Source organism: Actinoplanes sp. 13, from assembly GCF_056134165.1.
The window spans coordinates 99,908-125,364 of the sequence record NZ_JBVYOQ010000011.1 but is presented as its reverse complement, the minus strand read 5'-3'; the positions used below and the strand labels follow the sequence as shown (position 1 = coordinate 125,364).

General features: G+C 67.5%; 25 protein-coding genes and 2 tRNA genes. 15 read left to right on the top strand and 12 right to left on the bottom strand.

The genetic code is table 11. The features are described 5' to 3' along the window. Window positions 1-57: 57 nt before the first annotated feature. Together AC0NH5_RS22365 and AC0NH5_RS22360 are read left to right on the top strand one after the other, a co-directional pair. Window positions 58-564 (top strand): helix-turn-helix domain-containing protein, encoded by a 507-nt coding sequence (locus tag AC0NH5_RS22365; RefSeq protein ID WP_474406921.1) that lies wholly within the window; start codon window positions 58-60, stop codon window positions 562-564. Continuing rightward, window positions 561-1,103, top strand: a complete 543-nt coding sequence (locus AC0NH5_RS22360) for a DUF6036 family nucleotidyltransferase (RefSeq protein WP_474406920.1) — start codon at window positions 561-563, stop codon at window positions 1,101-1,103. The genes AC0NH5_RS22365 and AC0NH5_RS22360 overlap by 4 nt, the downstream gene beginning before the upstream one ends. Before the next feature lie 531 nt (window positions 1,104-1,634). On the opposite strand, the gene AC0NH5_RS22355 is transcribed toward AC0NH5_RS22360, so the two are convergent. The 6 genes from AC0NH5_RS22355 to AC0NH5_RS22330 form a co-directional block, all read right to left on the bottom strand. Beyond that, on the bottom strand, window positions 1,635-2,906 hold the full coding sequence (locus AC0NH5_RS22355; protein WP_474406919.1) for a PP2C family protein-serine/threonine phosphatase: 1,272 nt from the start codon (window positions 2,904-2,906) through the stop codon (window positions 1,635-1,637). Between the two features lie 133 nt (window positions 2,907-3,039). Further along, window positions 3,040-3,999 (bottom strand): diacylglycerol/lipid kinase family protein, encoded by a 960-nt coding sequence (locus AC0NH5_RS22350; protein WP_474406917.1) that lies wholly within the window; start codon window positions 3,997-3,999, stop codon window positions 3,040-3,042. 82 nt (window positions 4,000-4,081) lie between these two features. Beyond that, window positions 4,082-4,375, bottom strand: a complete 294-nt coding sequence (locus AC0NH5_RS22345; RefSeq protein WP_474406915.1) for a hypothetical protein — start codon at window positions 4,373-4,375, stop codon at window positions 4,082-4,084. Window positions 4,376-4,520: 145 nt separating this feature from the next. Then, window positions 4,521-6,719: a transketolase gene (tkt, locus tag AC0NH5_RS22340; protein WP_474406914.1), complete on the bottom strand. Its 2,199-nt coding sequence runs from the start codon at window positions 6,717-6,719 to the stop codon at window positions 4,521-4,523. 165 nt (window positions 6,720-6,884) lie between these two features. After that, a complete protein-coding gene (gene trhA, locus AC0NH5_RS22335) occupies window positions 6,885-7,622 on the bottom strand; it encodes a PAQR family membrane homeostasis protein TrhA (RefSeq protein WP_474406912.1) in 738 nt (245 codons plus the stop codon). 68 nt (window positions 7,623-7,690) lie between these two features. After that, complete coding sequence (locus AC0NH5_RS22330; protein ID WP_474406909.1) at window positions 7,691-8,074, bottom strand: STAS domain-containing protein; 384 nt, start codon at window positions 8,072-8,074, stop codon at window positions 7,691-7,693. Window positions 8,075-8,384: 310 nt separating this feature from the next. Here AC0NH5_RS22330 and AC0NH5_RS22325 point away from each other — a divergent pair, with 310 nt between their 5' ends. The 3 genes from AC0NH5_RS22325 to AC0NH5_RS22315 are packed head-to-tail and all read left to right on the top strand — an operon-like array spanning window position 8,385 to window position 10,825. Next, window positions 8,385-9,101 (top strand): GAF and ANTAR domain-containing protein, encoded by a 717-nt coding sequence (locus tag AC0NH5_RS22325; protein WP_474406907.1) that lies wholly within the window; start codon window positions 8,385-8,387, stop codon window positions 9,099-9,101. A gap of 38 nt (window positions 9,102-9,139) precedes the next feature. Next, on the top strand, window positions 9,140-9,865 hold the full coding sequence (locus AC0NH5_RS22320) for an ANTAR domain-containing protein (protein ID WP_474406905.1): 726 nt from the start codon (window positions 9,140-9,142) through the stop codon (window positions 9,863-9,865). A gap of 54 nt (window positions 9,866-9,919) precedes the next feature. After that, on the top strand, window positions 9,920-10,825 hold the full coding sequence (locus AC0NH5_RS22315) for a 3'-5' exonuclease (protein ID WP_474406902.1): 906 nt from the start codon (window positions 9,920-9,922) through the stop codon (window positions 10,823-10,825). A 287-nt stretch (window positions 10,826-11,112) separates the two neighbouring features. Here the strand turns inward: AC0NH5_RS22315 and AC0NH5_RS22310 are convergent, their stop codons facing one another. Together AC0NH5_RS22310 and AC0NH5_RS22305 are read right to left on the bottom strand one after the other, a co-directional pair. Next, a complete protein-coding gene (locus AC0NH5_RS22310) occupies window positions 11,113-12,135 on the bottom strand; it encodes a beta family protein (protein ID WP_474407148.1) in 1,023 nt (340 codons plus the stop codon). A 251-nt stretch (window positions 12,136-12,386) separates the two neighbouring features. Then, on the bottom strand, window positions 12,387-13,217 hold the full coding sequence (locus tag AC0NH5_RS22305; RefSeq protein ID WP_474406900.1) for a replication-relaxation family protein: 831 nt from the start codon (window positions 13,215-13,217) through the stop codon (window positions 12,387-12,389). Window positions 13,218-14,391: 1,174 nt separating this feature from the next. On the opposite strand from AC0NH5_RS22305, the gene AC0NH5_RS22300 reads away from it, so the two are divergent. After that, window positions 14,392-15,672, top strand: coding sequence for a tyrosine-type recombinase/integrase (locus AC0NH5_RS22300; RefSeq protein ID WP_474406898.1), 1,281 nt, complete (start codon window positions 14,392-14,394; stop codon window positions 15,670-15,672). A gap of 160 nt (window positions 15,673-15,832) precedes the next feature. Then, the gene (locus AC0NH5_RS22295) at window positions 15,833-17,209 is read left to right on the top strand and encodes a helix-turn-helix domain-containing protein (protein WP_474406895.1); all 1,377 of its coding nucleotides are present in this window, start codon (window positions 15,833-15,835) and stop codon (window positions 17,207-17,209) included. On the opposite strand, the gene AC0NH5_RS22290 is transcribed toward AC0NH5_RS22295, so the two are convergent. Beyond that, a complete protein-coding gene (locus AC0NH5_RS22290; RefSeq protein WP_474406892.1) occupies window positions 17,206-17,769 on the bottom strand; it encodes an NUDIX hydrolase in 564 nt (187 codons plus the stop codon). The genes AC0NH5_RS22295 and AC0NH5_RS22290 overlap by 4 nt on opposite strands. Before the next feature lie 589 nt (window positions 17,770-18,358). On the opposite strand from AC0NH5_RS22290, the gene AC0NH5_RS22285 reads away from it, so the two are divergent. From AC0NH5_RS22285 to AC0NH5_RS22260, 6 genes are all read left to right on the top strand, one after another. Further along, window positions 18,359-18,616 (top strand): hypothetical protein, encoded by a 258-nt coding sequence (locus AC0NH5_RS22285; RefSeq protein WP_474406889.1) that lies wholly within the window; start codon window positions 18,359-18,361, stop codon window positions 18,614-18,616. Further along, the gene (locus tag AC0NH5_RS22280; RefSeq protein ID WP_474406886.1) at window positions 18,613-18,864 is read left to right on the top strand and encodes a hypothetical protein; all 252 of its coding nucleotides are present in this window, start codon (window positions 18,613-18,615) and stop codon (window positions 18,862-18,864) included. The genes AC0NH5_RS22285 and AC0NH5_RS22280 overlap by 4 nt, the downstream gene beginning before the upstream one ends. Beyond that, on the top strand, window positions 18,857-19,981 hold the full coding sequence (locus AC0NH5_RS22275) for a radical SAM protein (RefSeq protein ID WP_474406885.1): 1,125 nt from the start codon (window positions 18,857-18,859) through the stop codon (window positions 19,979-19,981). Before AC0NH5_RS22280 ends, AC0NH5_RS22275 begins: the two co-directional genes overlap by 8 nt. Then, complete coding sequence (locus AC0NH5_RS22270) at window positions 19,978-20,148, top strand: hypothetical protein (protein ID WP_474406883.1); 171 nt, start codon at window positions 19,978-19,980, stop codon at window positions 20,146-20,148. Before AC0NH5_RS22275 ends, AC0NH5_RS22270 begins: the two co-directional genes overlap by 4 nt. Before the next feature lie 162 nt (window positions 20,149-20,310). Further along, window positions 20,311-21,081 carry a phosphotransferase family protein gene (locus AC0NH5_RS22265; protein ID WP_474406881.1) on the top strand — a complete coding sequence of 257 codons (771 nt, stop codon included), beginning with the start codon at window positions 20,311-20,313 and terminating at the stop codon, window positions 21,079-21,081. Continuing rightward, window positions 21,078-21,782, top strand: a complete 705-nt coding sequence (locus AC0NH5_RS22260) for a RusA family crossover junction endodeoxyribonuclease (protein WP_474406879.1) — start codon at window positions 21,078-21,080, stop codon at window positions 21,780-21,782. The genes AC0NH5_RS22265 and AC0NH5_RS22260 overlap by 4 nt, the downstream gene beginning before the upstream one ends. A gap of 195 nt (window positions 21,783-21,977) precedes the next feature. Here AC0NH5_RS22260 and AC0NH5_RS22255 read toward each other — a convergent pair. Next, window positions 21,978-22,050: transfer RNA gene (locus AC0NH5_RS22255), tRNA-Arg, on the bottom strand. A gap of 35 nt (window positions 22,051-22,085) precedes the next feature. Continuing rightward, window positions 22,086-22,176: transfer RNA gene (locus AC0NH5_RS22250), tRNA-Ser, on the bottom strand. Between the two features lie 646 nt (window positions 22,177-22,822). Between AC0NH5_RS22250 and AC0NH5_RS22245 the strand changes: the two genes are divergently transcribed. Then, on the top strand, window positions 22,823-23,428 hold the full coding sequence (locus AC0NH5_RS22245; RefSeq protein ID WP_474406878.1) for a hypothetical protein: 606 nt from the start codon (window positions 22,823-22,825) through the stop codon (window positions 23,426-23,428). Window positions 23,429-23,440: 12 nt separating this feature from the next. Here AC0NH5_RS22245 and AC0NH5_RS22240 read toward each other — a convergent pair whose 3' ends face one another. Then, window positions 23,441-24,217 carry a CPBP family intramembrane glutamic endopeptidase gene (locus tag AC0NH5_RS22240; RefSeq protein WP_474406876.1) on the bottom strand — a complete coding sequence of 259 codons (777 nt, stop codon included), beginning with the start codon at window positions 24,215-24,217 and terminating at the stop codon, window positions 23,441-23,443. Window positions 24,218-24,344: 127 nt separating this feature from the next. On the opposite strand from AC0NH5_RS22240, the gene AC0NH5_RS22235 reads away from it, so the two are divergent. Continuing rightward, window positions 24,345-25,454 carry a globin domain-containing protein gene (locus tag AC0NH5_RS22235; protein WP_474406874.1) on the top strand — a complete coding sequence of 370 codons (1,110 nt, stop codon included), beginning with the start codon at window positions 24,345-24,347 and terminating at the stop codon, window positions 25,452-25,454. Window positions 25,455-25,457: the final 3 nt, after the last annotated feature.

Sequence of the window (25,457 nt, the reverse complement as noted above, 5' to 3'; positions counted from 1 at the left end):
GGCAGCGAGGGCCGCGCAGGGTTTTGTGTTTTTGGCGTTTGCGGATAGTCTCAAATCATGGTGCCAACTGGCAGCGGGCTCTTGACCACCGGCGAGGTGGCCAAGATTCTGGGCATCTCGCGCCAGCAGGTCGTGAACCTCTGCGAGCGGGGTGACCTGCCGTTCGTCATGGTCGGCAAGCACCGCAGGGTCGAGCGCAGAGCCGTCGAGGCGCTGCGCCGACCCAAACCGAAACTGACCCGCGATCAACTCAAGTCGCTGTGGCTGCATCAGGCGGTCGCCGGCAGCCTCGTCACCGACCCGGACGCGGTCCTGGGTAAAGCCGTTGAAAACCTCGATCGGCTCCTGGTTCAGCACCAGGGCACCATGACCGAGGTCTGGCTGATGCGCTGGCGCGACAAACTCAGCGAAGGACCTGGTGCCGTCCTCAAGACGCTGACCTCAGAAGATTCCGAGGCCGTAGAGCTTCGGCAGAACTCGCCCTTCGCCGGAGTTCTCTCCCCGCCTCAGCGCCAACAGGTTCTCAGAGCCTTCACCCGGAGCGGCTGGGAGCACGCGGCGTGAGACGGGAGCAGTTGGAGCACGTCCTGCGCGCGGCAAGCCAGATCGCCGACGATCCCGACGTCGTCGTGATCGGCAGCCAGTCGATTCTGGCAGCCATCCCGGAGGACTGTCTCCCGATGGAAGCCACTGCCTCCATGGAAGTCGACGTGGCCTTCTTCGACGACCCGGATAACCGCAAGTCCGATCAGGTCGACGGTGCCATCGGCGAGCTCTCGCCGTTCCACGAGATGAACGGCTACTACGCCCAAGGGGTCAGCGTCACGACAGCGACGCTGCCCTGCGGGTGGCGTGACCGCCTCGTGCTGGTCGAGTCGCAGAGCACGCAGCCCGGACGCGGCTACGCACTCGACCCGCACGACTGCGTGGTCTCCAAGCTGGTAGCCGGCCGCGAGAAGGACCACGCCTTCGCCAACGCCCTGATCGAGGCAGGACTGATCGACCCGATGATCGTCGCGACCCGCATCGACACCCTGGAAGTCGACCCTCGGGTCATGCAGCGCCTCAAGCGCTGGATCGTCATGTACACGCAAGCGGAATAGTGGTCGCGCCATCTCAACCAGCTAGCGGTGGTGCCGCCACTGGCACAGGAGTTCACCGTCCAGCCTAGTCACGCTTGGGCGCAAGACTGCTGCTCAGTACCAGGGCAGACGGGCCACTCCGGAACAACCGATCACCACAGGATCACCACGTCCCACATAACGGGATCTAGACGAGCTGGAGATGGGAAGCAAAATGGCCGCTAACCCGCGTTTCCGCTGGTCAACCGACATCCGATCACCACCGGATCACCACGCGATCAACTCACTCTGCGTAGAACCGGCCGCTACAACGCCAATTCGGCCGACGACTGGGGTTCCGGATACGTCAACTGCCGCCCGTGACTTCCCCGCGATGGTCCACGTGTAAGCCCTGCTGCCGGTCATTCGAGCCGCAACCTGGTCACCCGGTCCGACTGCTCGTGGCGTTCACCGCGGCGTCCGTCGCTTGAGATGACCTGGCGCTGGACAGCGCAACGGAGACAACGCTCCTGCCGTGGCGTGGTAGTGCGTCCCTGAGGCGTTTGCCGGTGGTTACGCGGCAGCGGTGGTGGCGGGTGTGCTGCTGCGGTGAAGGTCGGCGCCGGCGGCGGTGTGGCGGGTGGTGCCGTGGCCGCCGTGCCAGTCGAGGACCAGCAGGCAGGCGTCGTCGGGCAGGGTGGGTCCGGCGACTTCGAGGACGAGGTCGCCGAGGACGCGGACTACTTCGCGAGGGTGTAGTCCGCTCAGGTGCTGCAGGCGCACGGGCAGGTCCAGGTCGGCGGCGCCTCGTTCCAGCATGCCGTCAGTGACCATCACCAGCCGGTCGCCTGGCTGCAACGCGATCTGCGCCTCCCGATAGGGGCGGTGGCGTAGCACTCCGAAGGGCCGATTGGCCGGAAGCGGCACCGGCTGGGCGGTGGTGTCGCGGATCAGCAGCGGGGTGGGATGCCCGGCGTTGACGACGGACAGGATCCCGGTGCGCAGGTCGAGCCGGCCGAGCATCCCGGTAGCGAAGGTGAACCCGCCGGGAGCATGGTCGAGCAACGCCAGATTCGCGGCTTCTGCTTGCTGGAGCAGGGTCCCGCCGCCTCGGCGGGTGTTACGCAGACTGCCGACGCACAGGGTCGCGGTCAGTGCGCTCTGTACCCCGTGGCCTACGGCGTCGGTGATGCTCAGGTGCAGTTCGTCTCGGGCAAGGCTGTAGTCGAAGGTGTCGCCGCCGATGTTGGCCGCCGGTTCCAGCCAGCCCGCCAGGGTGAACGAGTCGGCTTCACAGGTGAACGAGGCCGGCAGCAACCGGCGCTGGATCTCCGCGGCGAGAGTGAACGCGGTGGTGCGCTGGCCCCACTCGAACAGGTCGGTGTGCCGGCGGTTGGCGATGATCACGAACGCCAGCGTGTGCGCGGCCCGCGCCACCGCCTGCACGGTCGCGTCTGGCGGTGACGCGGGCAGGGCGATCTCGAGCAGACCGATGGCTTCTCCCCGTTGGGTAACCGGCGCGCGGACCACGAACACGTCCCCGGCTGCTTGCACCAGTACGCGCTGGCCACGCAGAGCCTGCTCCTGAGGCCCCCCGTCGAAGGGCAGCACCACCGCGACGTCCTGACCCTGACGCCGGGCGTCCGGCGCGGCGCCGAGCGGTACGTGGGACAGGCGAACCAGGGCACGGCCACTCATGTCCGCCACCAGGAACGACACCCACAACGCCTCGAGACGGCCGCCGATGCTGCGAGTCACCGCCTCCAGGGCGTCGACCGGGGCGGCCCGCTCGACCGCGAGCAGCACATCGCTGAGATCCACACTGCTCGCCCCGCTGCCGGTCACGCGAGGCAGCATAGATGCGAAAGATGTAGCGCGGGCGTCTAACACCTATGGTCCGGCACGTCGCCTCCGCGGAACCGCCGCCATGAGCCGTCCGAACGACGTGTCCGCTCGCATCACCGGAAGATAACCCGGATCAACGCAGCTCGTGGGCGTCGCGCTCAACAGCGGCCGCGTCGTGGGCGAGGTCGGGCTCGGTGGCGGGTTGCGGCACGCAGAGCAAAAGAGCCTTTGGACGTACGGTGACCAGAAGATCCTTGCCCGGGTCGATGAGGTCGCCGTCGAGTTGGCGGGGCTGGGCACGCTTGCTGCGGATCTGCACGCGGGTGGCGGTGTAGGTCTCCATACTCGGCACGCTCTGTTTGCGGCGCAGCACGCCCCAGCCGAGAGCGGCCCAGTGGCGCAGGGTGCGAGGGCTGAGGATGGCGACGTCCAGCAGCCCGTCGTCGGGCTGGGCGTCATTGAGCAGTCGCATGCCGCCCTGCAGCCGGCCGACATTGCCGACGATGACGGTGCGGGGCCTGCGGGTGAAGGCGGGTTTGTCGTCCAGGGTGATGCGTAGGTGCATGGGGCGGTCGCGCAGGTGCTGGGCGGCTCCGGCGGCGTAGGCGAGCCAGCCGATATGTTTCTTGGCGGTGTCGTTGGTGGCATCCAGCATGTGGGCGTCGAAGCCCATGCCGGCCATCACCGCGAAGCTCTGCTCGCCGACCGCGCCCACGTCGATGCGTCGGCGTCCGCCTTGCAGGACGACTTCGAGGCCGGTGGCGAGGTCGCCGGCGAGTCCGAGGTTGGCGGCCAGCAGATTGCCGGTGCCAGCAGGCAGCACGGCCAGGGCGACGTCGGAGCCGGCGAGGGCAGTCACGCAGGCCATCACGGTCCCGTCACCGCCGCAGGCGAAGACGAGTTCGGCGCCGTCGCGGACGGCTCGGGTGGCCTGGCCGGCGCCGGGGTCGTCGACGGTGGTCTCGAGCCACATCGGTTCCGGCCAGCCCTCGGCGGTAAGGGCGTCGGTGATGGTGCGGCGCAGGTCGTCGAGGTCGGGCACTTTCACCGGGTTCACCACGACGGCTGTTCGTAAGGGGCCGGTACTGGTCATGACGTCCACGGAAAAGTCCTTTTCGGCAGGGGGAAAGCGACCGCCACCGACCCGTCGGGGTCGGCGGCGGTCATCAGCGCCGTCAGGCGTCGGCGTGCTCGCGGGTGCCGGACTTCGCCAGGCCACGGCTGATCAGGTAGCCGATGGTCAGCAGGACGACGTAGAACCATGCGCGGTCGGCGCGGAAGTAGTCGCCGCCGGCGCCGTTGTCGCCGTTGCCGTTGCCGTCGACCACCAGGGAGGCGATCAGGACAGCCAGCGTGATGACGACGTACGCGATGAACTCGGTGGTCTTGAACGCGGCCTTGGTCTCGGTCGAACGGCGGCGCACCGCGCCGGTCGTGGAGGCGTCGGTGCGGTTGGTGGTGCTGGACATGTATGTCTCCTGGAGCTGTTTATGCGTGGACCGGCGTACTGCTCTGGCAGTACGGGTTTGATGCGGGAAGCTCCGGACGGCAATCGGCATTCGTTGCCTTCGATGGAAGCATGCCCGGTGCCATCCCTTCCAAACAGGACGTATTTCACTCCTGCCGGTCGCCCGTGCCGCCCATCGTGGGGGATGCGGTCGGCTGGTCACCGCCGGGGCGCACCGGATCGGACGTGGCGTTGATGCTGTCGCGGGCCGCTTGGGCGACCGCCACGGCGGTGATGCCGAACTCCTGGTAGAGCCGCTGATGGTCGGCGGAGGCACCGAAGTGCTCGAGGCTGATGATGCGCCCGGCGTCGCCGACGATGTCGCGCCAGCCCTGGCCGATGCCGGCCTCGACGCTGACGCGGGCGCGCCGGTTGGGCGGGAGCACCTTGTCGCGGTACGACAGGGTCTGCTGGGCGAACCATTCCCGGCACGGCATCGACACCACGCGGGCGGTGATGCCCTCGCCGGCGAGCAGGTCACGGGCGTCGAGGGCGATCTGTACCTCCGAGCCGGTGGCGATCAGCAGCACATCGGCGTCATCGCCGGCGCCGGCCAGCACGTAGCCGCCGCGGGCCGCGCCGTCCGCTGCCGCGTATCCGCCGGGGCCGCGGTCGAGCACGGGCAGGTTCTGCCGGGTGAGGATGATGCCGGCGGGCCGGTCGGTGTGCTCCAGGACGGTCCGCCAGCAGACGGCGGTCTCGTTGGCGTCGCCGGGACGCACGACGTCCAGGCCGGGGATGGCGCGCAGCGCGGCGAGGTGTTCGACGGGCTGGTGGGTGGGGCCGTCCTCGCCGAGGCCGATGGAGTCGTGGGTCCAGACGTAGGTGGCGGGCAGTTGCATGAGCGCGGCCAGCCGGACGGCGGGGCGCATGTAGTCGCTGAACACCAGGAACGTGCCGCCGTACGGGCGGGTGAGGCTCTGCAGGGCGATGCCGTTGAGGATCGCGCCCATGGCGTGCTCGCGGATGCCGAAGTGCAGAGTGCGGCCGTACGGGCCGCCGGGCCAGTTGCGGGTCTGCCGGTCGGCCGGGATGAACGACGGCTGGCCGGTCATGGTGGTGTTGTTGCTCTCGGCCAGATCGGCTGAGCCGCCCCACAGCTCCGGCAGGACCGGGGCGAGCGCGGTCAGGATCTCTCCGGAGGCCTTGCGGGTGGCCATGCCCTTGGCGTCGGGCGCGAAGGTGGGCAGGGCGGCCTCCCAGCCGTCCGGCAGCTGCCGCTTGAGCAGCCGGTCGAGCAGCGCGGCCCGGTCCGGGTGGGCGGTGCGCCAGGCCTCGAAACCGGGCAACCACTCTTGATGTACGCGTGACCCGCGCGCGACGCTCGCACGAGCGTGGGTCAGTACCTCGTCCTCGACGGTGAACGAGGCGTCCGGGTCGAAGCCGAGCAGCCGCTTGGTCGCGGCGATCTCGTCGGTGCCGAGGGCGGATCCGTGCGCCTTGCCGCTGTTCTGCAGGGTGGGGGCGGGCCAGCCGATGATGGTGCGGAGCTTGATCAGCGATGGCCGCCCGGTCTCTGCCTTGGCGGCCTCGATAGCGGCGTGCAGGGCGTCGATGTCCTCGACGTACTCACCGGTGCTGGTCCAGTCGACGGTCTGCACGTGCCAGCCGTAGGCGGCGTACCGTCCGGGAACGTCCTCGCTGAACGAGATGTCGGTGTCGTCCTCGATGGAGATGTGGTTCGCGTCGTAGAACACCACCAGGTTGCCCAGTTGCTGGTGCCCGGCCAGGGAGCTGGCCTCGGCGGTGACGCCTTCCATGAGGTCGCCGTCGGAGGCGATGACGTACACGTGGTGGTCGAACGGGCTGGTGCCCGGTGCGGCGTCCGGGTCGAGCAGGCCCCGTTCGCGGCGGGCGGCCATGGCCATGCCGACGGCGCTGGCCAAGCCCTGACCGAGCGGCCCGGTGGTGATCTCCACACCGCGGGTGTGCCGGAACTCGGGGTGCCCCGGCGTGACCGAACCCCAGGTGCGCAGGGCGCGCAGGTCGTCCAGTTCCAGGCCGTACCCGTTGAGGTAGAGCTGGGTGTAGAGGGTGAGGCTGGTGTGCCCGGCCGACAACACGAACCGGTCCCGGCCCAGCCACTGATCGTCGTTCGGGTCATGCCGCATGACGTCGTGGAACAGCAGGTAGGCCAGCGGCGCCAGGCTCATCGCCGTGCCGGGGTGACCGTTGCCGACCTTCTGCACGGCGTCCGCGGCGAGCAGCCGGGCGGTGTCCACGGCACGGACATCGAGCGCGTCCCAGCCCACGGCGTCGGTGATCGGAGCGGTGACCTGCCGGTCGAGCTGATGGAACTGGGTCATGGTGATGTCCTCACTTCACATTGGATACACATGCCGACGCGCCCTCCCCGAGTAGCCGGCCGCGAATGTCCGGGATTCGGCAGATCCGCGTCTGGCGTGATGACCACGGGCGGACCCCAGCGATGGCCGTCGCATCCGACCCGCGGGGACCCTTGGATCGCGATGTCAGGTGGCGGTCAGGGCGATGGCGATGCCGGTGCAGTGGGCGGCGAACGCTGCGACGGTCAAGGCGTGGAAGACCTCGTGAAATCCGAACCAGCGTGGGCTCGGGTCGGGCCGTTTGAGGCCGTAGACCACCGCGCCGAGGGTGTAAAGAGCACCGCCGATAATGAGGAAGGTGACGACCGGTGCGCCGCCGGCCCGCCAGAACGCGGGTAGGTAGATCACGGCGACCCAGCCCAGGGCGACATACACCGGTACGTACAGCCAGCGCGGGGCGCCGACCCACAGGACCCGGAAGGCGACGCCGGCCAGCGCGCCGCACCACACGATCCAGAGCAGGGTCCGGGACTGCCCGGGTGGGAGCGCGAGTACGCAGAACGGGGTGTAGGTGCCGGCGATGATCAGGAAGATGTTGGCGTGGTCCAACCGGCGCAGCACGTCCTCGACGCGTGCAGTCCAGTGGCCGCGGTGATACAGCGCGCTGATACCGAACAGCAGGGCTGCCGACAGTGTGAACAGCGCCAGGGCCAGCCGGGTACGGGCGTCCGGGGACACCACGGTCAACAGTCCTCCTGTGCCCGCGGCAAGAGGGAAGGCGCCGACGTGCAGCCATCCCCTCAACCGCGGCTTGATCACGGCGCCGAGGTGGTCCAGGCCTTTCTCCACCTGGTCCTCCAGCCGCTTCAGCCCGGCATCCGGACGGTCGCCGGTCTCTGCTTGCCGCGAGCCGTCCGCGCTCATGTCGCCCAGCATCCCGGCAGCGCGTCGCTTGCCAACAGGAAGTGCGCCTCGTCCTTGGCCGGCGGCATTCAACGGCTGCCGCAGCCTTGGATGGGCCCGCCGCGGATCGTGGCGATGGCAGGCATGTCGGTGGCTCGCAACACCCACTCGGTCTCCGGTCTCGGCCGCCACAGAATGAGTTCAGCGTCGCCGGGCACAGCGTGGCGAACGTGTGCGATGAAGTTCGGTAGCGTCGAGCACGCGAACGTGAGCGCGGCAAGGTCCATCAGAACGCTGACCGGCGCCGTCGTGGTCAGCCAGTCAACGGTCCGGGACAGGATCGCGCGCGAATCCCGGTCGATCTCCCCCGCCAGACACACATATGCACAGCGGCCGTCACCGGGCAGGGCGCGGACGGTGATCGTCAGCCCGTGAGCGGATCGATAGACGCTGCTGTCGGAACTCTCAGGCATGGTCCCCGCCTCAGGTGGCGTGCAACATGCCGGGGTCCGGGGCAACGGCCCCTCCACCGGGACTCGTATCAGTGACCCTACCCGCATCGTGGGGGCCTGCAAGCCGGGTGACGTTTTCGGTGCCGCATCTCCGAAGACTGTCGGTGCGAGTAAACTCGTAGTAGGACCGGAATCATCTGGTGCTACTGCCCAGGACCCGGCGGTCTCTTCTTCCGCCGCCGAGGTGCAGCCATGCCCGTTCCGTATTACTGCTCGTCCTTGACCGTGCCGTGCCGAAAACTCCCGTCGTTACGCCGGCGAGGCACGAGTCATGGCTGACCGGGCCACCGCGATCAGGAACCTCATCGCGGCGCAGCCGGGCCGTTCCCACGGCATCGCCGACTACCTCCAACGGGTGTGCCAGACCGCCGCCCGGACACTGGCCGCGTCCGGAACCGGCATCAGTGTGCTGACCGACGACGGGATACGCGGGGTGTGTGCGGCCTCCGACGCGCGCTGCGAGCGGGTCGAGGAACTTCAGTTCGTCTTCGGTGAAGGGCCCTGCATCGACGCCTTCGAGTCCCGCCGCCCGGTCCTGGTCCCCGACCTGAGCGACGACATGGCGGCCCTCTGGCCGATGTACGGCCCCGCCGCTCGCGCCGACGGCATAGGCGCGGTATTCGCGTTCCCGCTCCAGATGGGCGCCGCCCGGCTGGGTGTCCTCGACGTTTTTCGTGATCAGCCCGGGGCACTGTCGAGCGACCAGCTCAACGATGCGATGACCTTCGCCGAGATCACCATGCAGGCCCTGCTCGACCAACACGAAGCCACCAGCGACGACGACACCGACGGCGATGTCGCCGACGCGGTCGGCTACCGGGCGCAACTGTTTCAGGCCCAAGGCATGGTGATGGTGCAGATCGGAGGGACAATCAGTGAAGCCATGGCCAGGATGCGGGCCTACGCCTACGCCGAGAATCGCCGCGTGGACGAGGTGGCCCGCGACGTCGTAGCCCGCCGGCTGCAGTTCGACCGAGATCGCCCATGACCGTGCCGCACCCATCGCCTCGATGCCGGGAGTCAGGTATGACCACCGTTTCCGCCGAACGGTTGGCGACGATCTTCGTCGAGGTCGCCGACACACTGGTCGACGACTTCGACCTGATCGAGTTTCTGCACATGCTCACCGACCGCACCGCCTCCCTGATCGGCGCCGCCGCCGTCGGGCTGGTCCTGGCCGACAAGGACGGCCGCCTGGAATTCATGGCGGGCTCCGACGAGAACGTCAGACTCCTCGAACTGTTCCAGCTGCAAACCCACGAAGGGCCGTGTCTGGAGGCGTTCCGCACCGGGCAGCCGGTCATCAACGTGAACCTCGGCGAAGCCGCCACCCGATGGCCCCGCTTCGCCCCCCACGCCACCGCCAGCGGATTCCAATCCGTGCACGCCTTTCCCATGCGGCTACGCCACCAGAGCATCGGGGCGTTGAACGTCTTCGGTGACACCAAAGGCGGCGACTTCACCGGCCCGGACATACCGATCGTCCAAGCCCTCGCCGACGTAGCCGCCATCGCGCTGCTACAGGAACGCGCCATCCATCGCGGTGAAGTCCTGACCGAACAACTCCAAGGCGCCCTGAACAGCCGCGTCGTCATCGAACAGGCCAAGGGTGCCATCGCCCAAGCCCACAAGATCGACGTCGATCAGGCGTTCACCCGCATCCGCACCTACGCCCGAAACAACAATCGAAAGCTCACCGACGTGGCCCACGCCATCGTCACCGACCACAGAACCCTCCACCGCCTCGCCTGAAACGCATCCGCTCCGCATCGAAGGCAAAAGACATCCGGCCTGCACCATATCGGCGTGGCCACAGCCGGCCGGCGCCTGGACCGCGACAAGGCCCTCGGCTTCAAACAGGCCGCTGTCCGCGCCGGCGACATCACCGCGACATGGACAGACGCCGACCGCCCATACCGGCATGTCGTCGTTGACGAGGCCCAAGACCTGCACGCCGCCCACTGGATTCTGCTTCGCGCCCTGGCCCCGGCCGCCAAGGACGACATGTTCATCGTCGGCGACACCTTCCAGCGTATCTACGACAGCCGCGTGACCCTCGGTAAGCTCGGAATCGACATCCGCGGCCGGTCCCACCGACTGACCTTGAACTACCGCACCACCAGACAGATTCTCGAAGCCGCCGTCAGCGTTATCGACCCGCATGACCCTGACGGCTACGACGACCTCGACGGTGGTTCCGATAGCCTACGCGGCTACCGCTCCATCCTGCGGGGAGGCAAACCCGATGTCATCGGATATTCCTCACCGACGGCGGAAATGAATGCCCTGGTTCGCCGTATCCGGGGCTGGCACGAAGGCGGTATCCCGCTCGACGAAATCGCCGTCATTGGCCGTACCAACACCGCTGCAACTGCTGCAGTAAACGCTCTACATACGGCGGGCCTACCCTCAAATCTCGTCAAATCCGGGCAGATTTCTAAGCCGGAGGCGGGTGTCCAAGCGATGACCATGCACCGCGCTAAGGGGCTGGAGTTCCGCGCGGTCGCGATCATCGGCGCCGGCGCCCGTTACCTTCCCCTGCCCGCTGCAGTCACTCCGCAAGAAGCAGACCATCTCGACCACCAGCGTGACATTCAGCGCGAACGCTCGCTGCTTTTCGTCTCGGCAACCCGGGCCCGAGAGGCGCTGTCCATCACCTGGTCCGGCCAGCCCAGCCGCTTCCTCACCGGGCTTGTCAGCAAGGGATCGTGATCCTTTCCCCTTGCTTGTTAGCCAAGGTGAGAGTTCGCCCAGCACCTCGAGCTGGCCGACCAGCAGTGGAGCAGGCACGCGCGATTGGGTGACCAAGCTCCTTCTTGCTGGATGGTCAGCGCACTAGTCGCAGTTCACCCTTTGGTTGAGTGTCAATTGCGCCGGGTAATCGTCCGCCCGTAGTTGGACCCGGGGCGGCTCGGCCAGCGGTGCATCATAAGCGGCATTCCGGGCGGCCGTCGACCAACAGCGAGGGGATGACGATCGGCGAAGCGGACGACGGGGAGTCAGCCGCCGGTATCGTGCGAATCTTCGAGCATCTTCAGCACGTGGGTCAGGTGGTGTGCCGTACCCCAGGCTCGCCATCCTGCCGCGTTCCCGGGACCTCCGAGCACGGCGGCGCGTTGCGCGATCTCGGCATCGCCCCAGGAGTACGCGGCGCCTTCTGCCGGCCAGTGATCCGCCGCCACCAGCGAGGCGCAAAGGTCGTACATGCTCTTGTAGCCGTTGCCGTCGCGCGCCCATCGGTATATCCACCACACGTCTTCGTCGGTGTACCGAAGGTTCGGAGGTGGAGGCCATCCCTTGACGCTCATCTTCGGGTGGGCGATGCCGTAGTCCCCGAAGACGATGTCGGGATCTTGGAGTCGTCTCCAGAGAGCAAGGTCGCGTCTAGGTATGGGGGTGGCGATGTTGTACGGAAGGTCACCGATCGACTCCGGCATCGCCCCTGAAGCCACCGTGATGGATTCCCACGGATAGCGCCGCGCCCAGACCAGGCACTTTCGCGCCAGCGCTTCGACTCTGCCGATGTCGCGTTCTGAGCGAACGTCGAAGAAGTCGAGAACGAGTGCAGACTTCTCGATCGTCGTCCCAGCCCGCCGGCAGAGGTTGGCGACCGCCGCTTCGGCTTCATCCTCGTCAGGATCGGCGATGTCGCCGTCGAGCCGGATGACAGCCTCCCCATCGTGCATCTCCGCAGCCTGTCGCGCCTCTGCCAGACGACGCTCGGAGTCGTTCAGGTGGAGAACCGGCCGGATTGGGACGCACCAGTCGGCGAAATCGTCGACGATAGCCTGCAGCGGTCCCCGCCAGCCTCCGTCCGGATCATCCAGGTAACGAGCGTCGACCGCCACGCTCATCCCCCGCGGTATTACGTTCCGGGCCTTCTCGGCGAAGCTGTGGGCATCCTTGATCGGATCCCCACTGGTTGGCGGCACCTCAAAGATCGGCATCACCCTCGCTGCCAGCACCTCCGGCAGATGGTCGATGGCTTTGAGCTCGCCTTCCCTGCCTTTGAGTATGGGCATGTAGACCACGGCGCACCCTTCGCAAGCCATCCACGCTTATCACTCAATAGTGCACTCTGAGTGACACTGCGACAACATTGCGTGCTCTCGATGCAGCGTGGGCGGTAGCCACTCCGAGGTCAGCATCCCGATGGCGGTGGCCTTCGCTGCACTGGACCGTCAGAGCAAGGGGTGATCATCTACCCGGCTGATCAATCAGGCCGCTGCCGCCGTGATCCAGGCGTGCCGCAGGCCCGACGCGGCCAACGTCGCTAGTCATAGACCTGACAGGCGACAGCGCTCGCTCGATCCCACGCTGGCCCAGACCTGGCCGGTTGGACCGACTGAGTCCTCGCGCGTGCCGGTGGCGACGCGCAATAGGTCGGTACTTCAGCGAGGCGTAGCCGGAAGTTGCGTTCCCGGGCGGCGGAGTGCAGCCAGAACAGCACCGGCCAGGACCGGTCGAGGGTGGCGAAGAGTCTCGCGTAGCCGATGATCTTGGCGGTCAGCACGCTGAGCTGTTCGGCGCCAGTGTCGTACTCGAGGAAGAACGGCACCTCGCGGCCGTCCTCGACCCAGAGCCCGTACCCGTCTGGGCGTACCGGTGGTTCGTATGCGCGCAGCAGTGCCGGGTCGTTGTCGGTAACGAACGTGCCGGCTCGCTGGCAGACGGCTTCGGGCAGCCACTGCTGGAGTTCGGCGCCGGGGTGAGTGCGGGCGTGACCGGCGAGGTCGGTGAAGAACTGGTTGACGCCGAGCCGGTGGTCGAGAGTCCGAGTGGACGTCCAGCGGCGACGTTCGAGGCGGGCATGGTCGCGGCGCGGTGGGCGCTCGTCGCGGGCCGCGGCAACGACTTCGGCGCCGAGCTGGTCGATGAGCCAGTGGTACGGATGGGAGCCGCCGTCGGCGCGCTGAGGGCGGAAGCGGGCGATCAGCCGTAGTTGGTAGAGCGTGCGGAGGCGGCGCTGGCAGAAGTCCAGTGACGGGAACAGGGCGTTGGCGGCTTGGAAGGTGGTGAGGACGCCGTGGTCGTAGAGCCAGCCCAGCAGGATCCGGTCACGGGTCGTGAGTTGGGACTGCACTCGCAGGACGGGATCATCCATGCCGCACCCCAGGGGAGACCCGGATGATTGCAGGGTCTGTCGGTGCACACGTCGCCAGCGGTGACAGCCGCTCTGACCTGCGGTGTGAGGCGGATGGAGGGGTCGGTTCGGGGGTCCGGTTGAAGACTGACGTCAACCCGGACGGCAAGACTGACGTCCACGCTGACACGCGAACCGTTGTCGATGCCGAAGTTGCGGATGGCACAGTTCTCTCCCTTTGAGTTTGGAAGCGCAGCAAAGTGGCGTGGTGCCGGCCGGGAACCGCGGTCGCGGACCGATCCGACGTGGATGGCAGGCGGTCGGACTCGGATCCCTGGGGCGAGCCGTCACGGCCTAGTCGTGGGCAACGGGCCGCGGTGCTCCCCGGCGGGCCCTGGGAAGCGGTCGCCCACGAGGCCTACGCGCCGGTTGTCCTGCCCGCACAGCTTCCGCGTCCGCGGGGATCGGCCAACGGCCGCACAGCGCGATGTCGCCGGCTCGCTGTTCAAAACGCGGTTTGTCAGCTCTGGCGAACACTTCCCGGTCTAACAGGTTTCTGACAGACCGAAGTGAATCTGACGGTGCAGGACAGCGGCTATCTCGTCCCGTTCCGGCACGACGTCTCATCACGCACACAGCGCTGACTTCGGTTGTGCGCAACCGACTGACAGCGCCGTCGACGGGATCGGTGTGCGGACGCTGTCAGATCCTCTGCCTCGCCCTGCCGCGAGCGGTGATCAAGGCCCTGAGCTGCACTGTCAGATTCGTGGAAGGCGCTGTCAGAAACCTGTTAGACCGGGAAGTGTTCGCCGGAGCTGACAAGAGCCGGTTTGAGGGTGCACCCGCGTCCCGGCCGCCCTGCAGCGGAAGGGATGCGCCCTCGATCGGCCGTCTCTTGCTACAGGAGCACCCGCACTGTGAACGCCATCCCCAGTCACAATCCGTCCACCGGCCACCGCGATGAGGTATGGCCCGAGGACCGCATCCGCGCTCTGGGTGCCGTCACCGACCTGCCCACCGCCGCCCGGATCTTCGGCCTCGGCCGGTCCCTGGCTGCAAAGACCCGACCACCGGCAAACGACTCAACAGCGGATGCCCGAAACTACGACGCCCCGGCGGCTCCTGGAGCACCACCCACGGCACCTGGGGCTACCAACTGGAACTGCCCGTCGGGCCGGGCCGCAGCCGACGAGTCATGCGCCGCAGCGGCTTCGACGACCGCGACGCCACACGCACCGAACTCGACCACGCCCGCTCGCTGCTCGCCCTCGCCGGCGACGACAGCGGCCTCGCCGTACAGATCGGCGACCTTCTCCGATCGTGCAAGAACGGCGTCCCTCTGCCCGACCGTGAGACCGTCGCCGCCCGCGTCCGCGCCGGTGTCCCCGCCAGCGTGCCGACCACCACCGGCGAGTACCTCACCGAATGGCTGGCCGGACGGCGAGGCCTCTCGCCCAAGACGATCCGCGGGTACGGCGACCACATCCGCTCCTACCTCATCCCGCACCTCGGCGAGGTCCCGCTGCAGAGCCTGCGAACCAACCACATCCAGCTCATGTTCACCGCGCTCGACGCCCGCAACGAACAGATCCGAACCGCGCGGACCAGCACCGACCCCGTCGTGCGCCAGAAGTATCGAGGCATCCGGCCGATGGAAGCCGCCAGCATGCGCCGGCTGTTCGCCACCCTGCGGGTGGCACTCAACGACGCCGTCCGCCGCGCCCGCCTCATCCCCGCCAACCCCGCCCTCGGCGTCGAACTCGAAGCCGGCACCCGGCCGAAGGCACGCGTCTGGACACCCAAGGCGATCGAACTCTGGAGGACCACCAGTGAGCGGCCCAGCCCGGTGATGGTGTGGCGACCCGAGCAAGCCGGACAGTTCCTCGACTACGCCCAACGCCACGACGCCGTGCTCTACCCGATGTTCGAACTGATCCTGCACCGCGGCCTGCGACGAGGTGAAGCCGTCGGGCTCCGCGATCACGACGTCGACCTCAACGAGGCCTACCTCAGCATCGTCCAACAGATCACCACCGTCGGCTACGAACCGGTCATCCGCAAGGTGAAGAGCGACGCCGGCGACCGGATCGTCCCTCTCGGCCCCACCACCGTCGCCGGCCTCACCGCCTACCTTGACATGCGCGACCGATGGCAGCAGGTCAGCGGTGACACCTGGCCGCAGACCGGCCTGTTCTTCGTCCGCCCCGACGGGCAGCCATGGCATCCGCAAGCCATCAGCGACCGCTTCGATCACCTCGTTACCCGAAGTGGCCTTCCACCCGTACGGCTGCACGGCCTACGCCACTGCGCCGCCACCTACCTACGCCACGGCGGCGCCGACATGAAAGAGATCCAAGAAGTCCTCGGCCACTCCACCATCGGCCTCACCTCCGACACCTACACCTCCGTCATCCTCGAACTCCGGCGACCCAACGCCGACGCCGCCGCCAACCTCATCCCCCGCGAAGCGGCATAGCGGCAGCGATAGCGAACGGGGTCGGGCCGGGATAGGGTCCGGCCCTTTCGCGCTTGTTGATAACGGTTGGGTCGAAAGAATTCCGGTATGGTTCGCACAAGCCACGCGAACCAATGAAATCTTCGAGCCGATCTTCTCGGCTGATCCTGGGGAGCGAGTCATGCCGCGCCGGACTGTCGTCGTCGATCCCGATTTCTCACGGAAGCTCAAGGAGCTGCGTGAACGGCGAGGTTTATCGCTGCGGCGACTCGGCCACATGATCCATTGTTCACACGGCTATTTGTGGGATCTGGAGACAGGAAGCAAGCGTCCTAGCCTATCGGTGGCGGTACTGCTCGATGGCGCGCTCCAGGCGGGTGGCCAGCTGTCCGCCATGGTGACGGAAGTGTCAGCCGACAGTGGCTTACAGCCCGTCGGTGTCGATTCAACGGAAAGCGGTGTCCCCGCCGGGCCAGAGTTCGCGCCGGATTGGCGGCACGGAATCGATGTCGCCGTGGATCTTTGGCGAGGCGATATGCAGCGGCGAGACCTTCTTCAGCGTGTCGGGTTCAGCGCGACCGCCTTTCTTCCTCCTGCCATGCGATGGCTGATGGCGTCGTTCGACGAGCAGCCCTCGGGCGCTGGGGAACGGCTTATCGGGATGCCGGACGTGGAGACGGTGCGCCGGATGACCTCGACGTATCGGACGTTGGATAACCAGTTCGGCGGAGGGCACATCCGGGACAGCCTGGTGCGTTTCCTGAACAACGACGTCAGCGAATTGGTCCGTGGGCGCTACGACGTCGGGACCGGGCGGCAGTTGCTGTCCGCGGTGGCGGAGATGACGCAACTGGCTGGCTGGACCTCGTACGACGCTGGCATGCATGGTCTGGCTCAGCGGTATCTTATCCAAGCGTTACGGCTCGCGGCCGGTGCCGGTGACCGAGCGCTGGGTGCGGAGATCCTTGCGGCGATGAGTCACCAGGCGGCCTATTTGCGGGCCTCGGACGAAGCGGTGGATCTCGCCCGTGCTGCGGGGTGGGCTGCGACGGAGGCCGGCATCGCAGCGATCCAGGCGGAGTCGGCAGTACTGGAAGCCCAGGGACATGCGGTCGGTGGGAACGAAGCCGCCTGCGCTACTGCCCTGAACAGGGCGGAGAGCATCTTCAACAAGGCCGACCGGAGCAGCGAGCCGCAGTGGATCGGCTACTTCGACGAGTCGTATCTGGCGGCGAAGTTCGGGCACTGCTTCACAGCTCTGGGCCGGGGTGACCTCGCACAGCGCTTCGCTACCCGCTCTCTCGACATGGACGGGCGACGGTACGCCCGGGGGCGTCAGTTCAACCTGGTACTGCTGGCGGTGGCTCACGCGCAGACCGGCGAGGTCGAGGAGTCGGCCCGGGTCGGTGTCGAGGCCGTCGACGCAGTGGAAGGACTGTACTCCTCACGGGCACGCGACTACCTGGCCGACCTGGCGGACCGGCTCTCGAAGCATGCCGGACTTCCCGCGGTCCAGGAGTTCACCGAGCGTGCGGCACCGATGCTGCAGAACGCCTAGAGCTTGCCGGTTGCATTCAGCAGGAGTACGGCGAGCAGGCCCGCCACGGAGCCGGCACCGACGATCGTGCCGTCGTCGATGTGCCGCTGGACCTCGTCGAGGGGGATCCAGCCGATGCGCTCGGCTTCATTGATATCCGGGTCCGCTCCGGTGAAGTCGGCCCCACGGGCCAGATAGACGACGTTGTCCTGGTCGATGGTGCCGACCATCGGCTGGTAGGACACCAGCTTCTCCATGCTGCGGGGCCGCCAGCCGGTCTCCTCCTCGACTTCACGGGTGGCGCAGGCCATCGGTTCCTCGGCGGGGTCGAGGTAGCCGCCAGGCAGTTCCCAAACCCAGCGGTCGAGAATGAAACGGTGCCGCCACATCATCAGAACGCGCTGCTCGTCGTCGACGACGATGACCATGGCCGCGCCTGGAATCCGAAGGACATACTGCTCGAACCGCACGCCGTCGGGTAGTTCCACGTCGGCGATACTCAGCACCGCGCGGCGGGTGTCGTCGATGACGCGTTCTCCGTGGATGGTCCATTCGCTGGCTCGCTTCGGCTCCGCGCTCATGAACGCACAGTATCCGCAGACTTCCGCGGGCGTACTCCGCTGCTGGTCGACGTTGGCTGACTGCGGCTGACGCCAACCGCCTTTCATTCCGGGTCACCGGACCGTCACGCTCGATCGCAACGCAAAGCGACCAACAGTGAAAGACGGCGGCCCGCGAGATCCGGCTGCCTCACGAGCAACACCGGCGATGGCTCCCCGCCGCTACGCGAGCAGCGTCTCCGTGGCGGTGGGTGACCGGCCGAACTCGGCGTCACGGAGGAAAGCATGGCGGGAAACACTTACTACGCGGTGTCGGCCGAGCAGATGCTCTGTCGGGCCCAGACGACGCTTGACGAGCACGTGACGTCGAGTGCGACGGGACGTTGCCTGGCATGTGATTCGCCGGGACCGTGCTGGCGGCGGGAGAGCGCGGTGACGATCTTCTCGCGAAGCCTGCGGTTGCCGGTTCGCCAGCCGGGGGCAAGTCGCCCGGAGCTGATCTCGGCCCGACGAGTTTCACTCGCCGGACGCGGTGGCCGGGGATTGTTTGCAGCGAGGCAGCAATGACCCTGCAATCGGCACGCGGGCACCGAGCTGTGGGAGGCCGCTGGTGTTAGTGCCGCGGACGGACCACCAGGGAGGGCGACCCACCTGGGACTGCAAGGTCTGTGGCGAGCCGTGGCCGTGTGCCGTCGCCAAGGCCGAGCTCGCAGAGCAGTACCAGCGTTTCCCCCACGGTCTGTCAGTCCTGCTGGGCTCCTATCTGGTCGAGGCGATCGACGACTGGTCGGCCGGCACCAACGGGCCACCGCTCGACCTGTACGAGCGGTTCCTCGGCTGGGTCACTGGCCCGAGGTTCGCCGCGTGAACGGGCACAAGCCGATGGAGAAGCGCGCCGGACTGCTAGCCCTGCTGCTGGACGTCTTCGACCTGCCGGTCGTGGTCAGGGTAGGGACCACGCTGGTGAACATCGGCTGGATCAGCAGGAACGAAGGCCGCTGTGTCCTGGAACTCGATCCCGACGACCTAGCGACAGCCGTCGAACACCTCGTGCTCGACAGCAGCAATCCCTGGACCGTACCCGCAAAAGATCAGGAGGAGGCATCGGATGTTTGAGGCCATCATCAGCCCACAGGAGGAACAGTTCGTCGCCGTCCGCCCCGGTCACCCAGCCGCGATGCAACTACCGTCCGCGTTCTACGCCACGCTCGCCGACCTCACCGACGACAACGGCATCGTGCCGGACTGGTTCGCCGACGCCGCCGGGCAAGCCTGGACCGTCGACCTGCGGAACCGGCCGGCCCGCGATGTGCTGCTGGTCCGTCCACTCTCGACCCTTCCCGTGACGTACTACCGCGCCTCATGGGAGATCAACCTGGGCTGCAACTTCTCCTGCGAGCACTGCTACCTGGAGACCCGCCCGTTCGCCGGCCTCAACCTGTCGCAGAAACTGCACCTGATCGAGACGCTGCGTGACATGGGCGTGCTCTGGTTCCAGATCACTGGCGGCGAACCTCTGATCGACCCGCACTTCGCACCGGCCTACCAGGCTGCCCACGATGCCGGAATGATGGTCGAGGTTCTGACCAACGGCTCCCGCCTGGCCCGGCCCGAGATTCTCGACGTCTTCCGGACCTTCCGGCCACACAAGATCACGGTGTCGATGTACGGGGCGAGCCCGGAGACCGCGTTCGCCCTGACCCGGACCAGGAGCGCGTTCAAGAACACCTACGCGGGCCTCGTAGCGGCCGCCGAGGCCGGGCTCCCGGTCGAGGTCACGATCATCATCACCAAGCACAACATCGACGAGCTGGACGAGATGCGCGCCCTGGTCCGTAGTCTCGGGCTGGCGTTCAAGGAGTTCGGGTCAATCTCGCCGACCTATACCGGCAACGGCGCGACCCTCGACTCGCAGACGCCCGGCTACCTGGACAAGTCCGCGATCTTCCAGGGCTGCCCGGCCGGGCACACCAGCTTCCACGTCGACCCGCACGGCAACGCGACCATGTGCAAGGTCGGCCGGGAGAACCCGATCGACATCATCACCGAAGGCCCGCAAGGCCTGCTGCGTCTGCCCTCGATCGCGGACGCCCAAATGCTTCGCACCGGTGGATGTTCCGGCTGCACGCTGTCGTCCACCTGCCGGGTATGCCGACCCATGGCCAAGGTCTACCAGGCGGCGAAGGCACCACTGAGTCACTACTGCCAGCACGGGAACAAGGAGGAATCATGAGCCCCACCCCGGTTCAGATCACACGCCGTCCCGACACGACCGCGGCCCCGACGTCGCTTCTGCCGCAACCCCGCCAGCCGGAACCGACCGGCATCGTCATCACCACCGTCGACCAGGTCTCCGCCGGCAACCAGCGCGGCTGCGGCGACGACAACCCGTACAACTGACCGTAAGACACTGATCGAGTGCTCGGGACCGCTCCTCGCGCCATGGGCAGGAGCGGTCCCGAGCCCCATCCGCCGAGGACTGAACTCTTGCCTCCGAAACGCCTCACCTACGAGCAGTTACCGGCCTCCGTTCGTCACCGCATTGGCCAGATCATCGGTTCGGTGACCGGCGCTGACTCCGCGGCCGAAGGGCTCAACAGCTCCGTCGCCGCGCGGCTGCGAACAGCCGAGGGCCGGTACTTCCTCAAGGCTCTACCGGTCGATCACCGCTGGGTATGGACCCAGCAACGCGAAGCGGAGATGGCACCCCATCTCGGGACTGTCGGCGCCGCCCTGGTCGCGCGGATTGTCAAGGACGGCTGGGACGTTCTCCTCTTCGAGGCTCTCGACGGCCACCGCGCCGACTACTCGCCGAACTCCAAGGACCTCGACCGCGTCGCTCGGCTCATCACACGGATCGGCGAGCTGCCCTGCCCGGACCTGCCCTTACGGCTGGCCGAGCAGAGGCTCGCCGCCTATACCAGCGAAGACCTGCTCCACCACTTCGCCGGTGGCAGCCTGCTGCACACCGACCTGAACCCCGCCAACGTGCTGGTCGGCGACCGCGAGGCCCGCCTCGTCGACTGGGGCTGGGCTACCCGAGGCGCGGCCTGGCTCGACGCCGCCTACTGGGTGAGCTGGCTGGTCACCGCCGGTCACAACCCCGAACAGGCCGAGGAATGGGCGGCGCAGGTCCCGTCGTGGCAGGCCGCACCGGTCGACGGCCTGACGGCTTTCGCCGAGGCCAACGCGAAGATGTGGGCGGAGATCGGCGACGGGAGCACCGACCTCTGGACCCGCGGAATCGTGTCGGCATCCGAGTCCTGGTGGCAGTACCGGCGAGGACTTCAACCCACCCGCCGAGCACTCGGTCGGGAACAATCGGCAAGATGACGGAGCTCATCGCCCGGCCCTCGGCACACCTACGCCGGCGCCTCGCCACGGAACCGGTCCTGGAGAGCTGGAACGCCGGCAGCCATCCCGACCAGGTACGTCTAAGGGCCTACCTCGACGAAGTCGCCACCCAGCTGGGCGCGGACTCCTGGGACCTGGACGAGCCGCTCGCCATCGAGCTGATCGTCGGCCTTCCCGACCCGCTACCTCTCGCAAGCGGCGGCCGGGACCTCGACAACTACCTGTTCCCCGTGGCCCGGCGCCTCGGAGCAAACCGCGTCGCCGCCGTGTTCGGCCGCAAAATCCGCCAGAACGGCTCGACCATCGCGGTCGGGACCGCCGTCCCCATCGAGGAACCAGAATCACCGGCGCTACTGACGGTGCGCACATCGGTGTCCGCGGAATCCGCTGCTTGGAAACAAACCATCCACCAGGCATGCCGCGACACCGTCGTCGAACCCCTGCCACCCGGACCGGTCGCACTTCAAATCGCATTCGGCGTCTCACGGCACCGCAACTGGACGACCCTGTGGAAACCCGCGATCGACGCCCTCGGACCGATGCTTGGCATGCCAAACCCGGCCAAGCCCTACCAGCCCAACGACGACCGCATCGTCGACCTCGCCCTTCACCGCCACATCGACGACACCCTCAATCACGACGTGACCATCACTGCCTGGTGGCAACCCGTCACCGTCTGACCGCCGGACGATCGCGAGAACGATCACCGCGTCGGACGCATAAACCCTGGTCAACACCCGCACGGATTGCTCGATCCGAAACAACCGATCACCACCGGATCACCACATCCCGCTATGCGGGAAATCCGGGGTCGGAACTGGGACAGAAAAATGGCCGCTACCCGCGTTTCCGCAGGTCACGGCCATTTCTAAAAGTGCGCCCGAAGGGACTCGAACCCCTAACCTTCTGATCCGTAGTCAGATGCTCTATCCATTGAGCTACGGGCGCCCGGTGCTCAGCCAGCATACACACCGGCTTTCGCGCGGAGACTCCGGGATTCGAACCCGGGAGGGGCTTTAAAACCCCAACCGCATTAGCAGTGCGGCGCCATAGACCAGACTAGGCGAAGTCTCCCCGGTGACCCGGAGGTCACCGAGGCTTGAGAATACCGGACCCTCCGGACACCGCACAAAGAGGCCACCACTTGGCACGCCGGGGATCTTCGCAACCGGTCGCCAACAGGCGAAACGTGCCGAGAACGACTAGGCTCCGTGCGATGGAGGAGAAGCCTCGACGGGACACCCCGCGCGCACGTGACCCGCGCGCTCCCTTCAACGCGCCTGACCAGACCCGGTCTGGTGAGCCGTCGGCCGGGCGTCCGGTGCGACGCGGTGCGCCGCCTGCGGTGACTTTTCAGCCTCCGCAGCCGGAGCCGAGTGCCGAAGGTCACCCCGCGGAGTCGGAGGGGAGCCCGTCGCGTGCCCGCAGAACGCCTCGAAAGGCACGTCCGGCCACGTCTGCGGCGGCGCCCGCCCGGGTGACCCCCGATCCAGCGACGGCAGCTCCGGTCCCGCCGCAGCCGGCCCGCCCGAGAGCCACGCCCGAGCCGGCCGCCGCCCGGGAGGAGCAGATCCCCGAGCGCACGAGCCCGGCGAAGGCAGTCCCGGCGAAAAAGGCAGCCCCCGTCAACAAGGCAGCCCCGGCGAAAAGGGCGGCCCCGGCGAAGAAGGCAGCTCCGGCGAAAAAGGCGGGCCCGGCGAAGACTGCGGCCCCCGTCAAGATGGCAGCTGAAAAACCCGAGACGACGGCCCAAAAACCCAGGACGGCTGCTCAAAAAGGCGAGACGACAGCCCTGGAAGTCGCCCGGACCCCCGCCCACCCCACCATCCAGGAACTCCTGGACAACCCCGCCCAAGCCCCGGAGAAGCTGGCCCGGACGGCCGTCACCTTCCTGGGCCCCCGAGCCCAGGCCTGGGCAGATCAGACCCGCTCCCGTTACCCCGGAGCCACCCCGGACAGCCTCGCCCGCCTGGCGACCCGCCGCTTCACCCGATCGGCGGCCTTCCGCGCCGCCCTCAGCTCCACCGCCGGCCTCTACACCCCGGTGGCCTTGCTGGCGACGGCCACTCTGACCCACGCCGAGCTCGTACTGCACCTCGCGGCCGCGTACGGCAAAAATCCTTCCGACCGTGACCGCGTCGACGATCTCCTACGTCTCGTCCCGCTGGATCTCCGCCGGCTCGCCGGCGCGGGTGCCGGCTGGGCCGCGCTGCGCCTGACCAACCGGATCCTTCCCGGCAGCAGCCTGCTCGCCGCCGTCCTCGCCTCGCAGTCAGCGATCGAGGCCGTCGCCGTCCGGGCCCGCCACCACTACCGGGCAGGCTGAGGGATCGAAGCGCTAGACCGTCAGCCAGCTGAGCCACGACTCCGGGAGCAGCTGGTAACCCACGAAGGCCGCGACGTCCAGGATCGCGTGCGCCACGATCAACGGCATGACCCTTTTGGTACGCAGGAAGAACAGCGCGAACACCACTCCCATGACCGCGTTGCCCACGAACGCCCCGAACCCCTGATACAGGTGGTACGACCCCCGCAGCACCGCCGAACACACCACGATCCACACCACCGGCATCCCGTTGGCCCGTAGCCGGGTCATCAGGTACCCGACCACGATCACCTCCTCGAGCACCGAGTTCTGGATCGCGGCCAGCACCAGCACCGGCACCGCCCACCAGTACGGCTGCAACCCGGACGGCACGATCTGCGCGTTCACGCCGAGTTGCAGTGCCCCGTACACCAGCAGCAGGCCGGGGATCCCGATGCCGGCGGCGAGTCCGGTGCCCCAGCCGATGTCGTATCCCGGCCGGCGGAAGTCGATCCCGAGGTCTCGCCCGGGCCGGATGTCGTCGCGCAGCAGCAGATAGAGCGCAAGCGCCACCGGGATGAGGGCGAAGAAGATGCCGAGAACCTGGTACGTCAGGTCCAGGTAGGGCCGGGGCGACACGGTCGGGTTGAGCGTCGCCGTCTGCTGGGCGAGCGGCCGGTCCGCCGTGAGCTTGGCGGTGAGCGACACGATGGCGTAGACGGCGGACTGCCCGAGTGACAGCAACAACACGATGATGATCTCGGCGGTGTATGCCGGACGAGTGGTCTGCCGCTGATCGTCGAGGGTCACGCGACAACTCTAGAGACCCACGGCGTTGGCACAAACGCTGCGAAAACGGCAGGCGACGCGCCGGGCCGGGTGACGAGTCGCACTTTTGGTGCGTCGTGTTCCTGACTGTGCTGACCACCCTGAATACATGGGAGACCTCGCGCGCTTGCTCAAGGAGAGCTGGAGTCTCGTCGAGGAGCATCAGGACAAGGTGGCCGGGTATTTCTACGCCCGGATGTTCCTGGCGCACCCGGATCTGCGAGACCTCTTCCCGGTGCAGATGGACCTGCAGCGTGCCCGGCTGCTGAACGCGATCGTGACCGCTGTGCAGACGCTCGAGGATCCCGAGAAGTTCGACGACTATCTCCGGGCGCTGGGCCGGGATCACCGGAAGTTCCACGTGGAACCGGAGCACTACGAGATCGTGGGCGGGGCGCTGATCGAGTCGATGCGGACCATCGCCGGCGAGGAGTGGGGCGTCGAGTACGACCAGGCGTGGGCCGACGCGTACGCGGTGATCGCCTCGAAGATGCTGGCGGGCGCCGAGGCCGACACGAATCCTCCGTACTGGTATGCCGAGGTGGTGGCACACGAGCGCCGGGCCCGGGACATCGCGGTCCTCACAGTGCTGCCGATGCAGCCGCTGGAGTACCGGTCGGGGCAGTACCTCAGCATCGAGGCGCCGCGGTACCAGCCCCGGCTGTGGCGCACCTATTCCCCGGCGAACGCCCCGCGCCGGGACAACACGATCGACTTCCACGTCCGGGCGGTCGGCGCCGGCTGGGTGTCGAGTGCGCTGGTGCGGCGGGTCCAGGTCGGCGACATGATCAAGCTGGCCGCGCCGATGGGGTCGATGACGCTGGACCGAAGATCGACGCGGGATGCCGTGTTCGTGGCCGGCGGCACCGGCCTGGCCCCGATCAAGTCCCTGCTGGAGGAGTTGACCCGGTACAACCGGACCCGCTGGGTGCACGTCTTCATCGGCGCGCGGACCCGCGAGGACCTCTACGACCTGGCCGACCTCAACCGGCTGGCCGCCCGCTATCCCTGGCTGTCGGTGGTGACCGCGTGCAGCGAAGACCCCACGTTCCCCGGCGAGCAGGGCAACATCTCGGACGTGGTGGCGCGTTACGGCCCCTGGCAGGAGCACGACTTCTTCGTCTCCGGCTCGGGCCAGATGGTGAAGGCGACGCTGAAGACCCTGGCCGAGCTGCAGGTGCCTTCGATCCGGATCAAGTACGACAGCTTCAGCGACTGAGCC

What these genes read in the sequence shown, in the direction of transcription:
- AC0NH5_RS22305 (WP_474406900.1), bottom strand. Translation starts at nt 13,217, where the DNA reads ATGGATGATCCCGTCCTGCGAGTGCAGTCCCAACTCACGACCCGTGAC.
- AC0NH5_RS22295 (WP_474406895.1), top strand. Translation starts at nt 15,833, where the DNA reads ATGCCGCGCCGGACTGTCGTCGTCGATCCCGATTTCTCACGGAAGCTC.
- AC0NH5_RS22270 (WP_474406883.1), top strand. Translation starts at nt 19,978, where the DNA reads ATGAGCCCCACCCCGGTTCAGATCACACGCCGTCCCGACACGACCGCG.
- tkt (WP_474406914.1), bottom strand. Translation starts at nt 6,719, where the DNA reads ATGACCCAGTTCCATCAGCTCGACCGGCAGGTCACCGCTCCGATCACC.
- AC0NH5_RS22310 (WP_474407148.1), bottom strand. Translation starts at nt 12,135, where the DNA reads ATGCCCATACTCAAAGGCAGGGAAGGCGAGCTCAAAGCCATCGACCAT.
- AC0NH5_RS22235 (WP_474406874.1), top strand. Translation starts at nt 24,345, where the DNA reads ATGGGAGACCTCGCGCGCTTGCTCAAGGAGAGCTGGAGTCTCGTCGAG.
- AC0NH5_RS22245 (WP_474406878.1), top strand. Translation starts at nt 22,823, where the DNA reads ATGGCAGCTGAAAAACCCGAGACGACGGCCCAAAAACCCAGGACGGCT.
- AC0NH5_RS22290 (WP_474406892.1), bottom strand. Translation starts at nt 17,769, where the DNA reads ATGAGCGCGGAGCCGAAGCGAGCCAGCGAATGGACCATCCACGGAGAA.
- AC0NH5_RS22300 (WP_474406898.1), top strand. Translation starts at nt 14,392, where the DNA reads ATGCGCCGCAGCGGCTTCGACGACCGCGACGCCACACGCACCGAACTC.
- AC0NH5_RS22365 (WP_474406921.1), top strand. Translation starts at nt 58, where the DNA reads ATGGTGCCAACTGGCAGCGGGCTCTTGACCACCGGCGAGGTGGCCAAG.
- AC0NH5_RS22330 (WP_474406909.1), bottom strand. Translation starts at nt 8,074, where the DNA reads ATGCCTGAGAGTTCCGACAGCAGCGTCTATCGATCCGCTCACGGGCTG.
- AC0NH5_RS22320 (WP_474406905.1), top strand. Translation starts at nt 9,140, where the DNA reads ATGACCACCGTTTCCGCCGAACGGTTGGCGACGATCTTCGTCGAGGTC.
- AC0NH5_RS22260 (WP_474406879.1), top strand. Translation starts at nt 21,078, where the DNA reads ATGACGGAGCTCATCGCCCGGCCCTCGGCACACCTACGCCGGCGCCTC.
- AC0NH5_RS22275 (WP_474406885.1), top strand. Translation starts at nt 18,857, where the DNA reads ATGTTTGAGGCCATCATCAGCCCACAGGAGGAACAGTTCGTCGCCGTC.
- AC0NH5_RS22350 (WP_474406917.1), bottom strand. Translation starts at nt 3,999, where the DNA reads ATGACCAGTACCGGCCCCTTACGAACAGCCGTCGTGGTGAACCCGGTG.
- AC0NH5_RS22345 (WP_474406915.1), bottom strand. Translation starts at nt 4,375, where the DNA reads ATGTCCAGCACCACCAACCGCACCGACGCCTCCACGACCGGCGCGGTG.
- trhA (WP_474406912.1), bottom strand. Translation starts at nt 7,622, where the DNA reads ATGAGCGCGGACGGCTCGCGGCAAGCAGAGACCGGCGACCGTCCGGAT.
- AC0NH5_RS22325 (WP_474406907.1), top strand. Translation starts at nt 8,385, where the DNA reads ATGGCTGACCGGGCCACCGCGATCAGGAACCTCATCGCGGCGCAGCCG.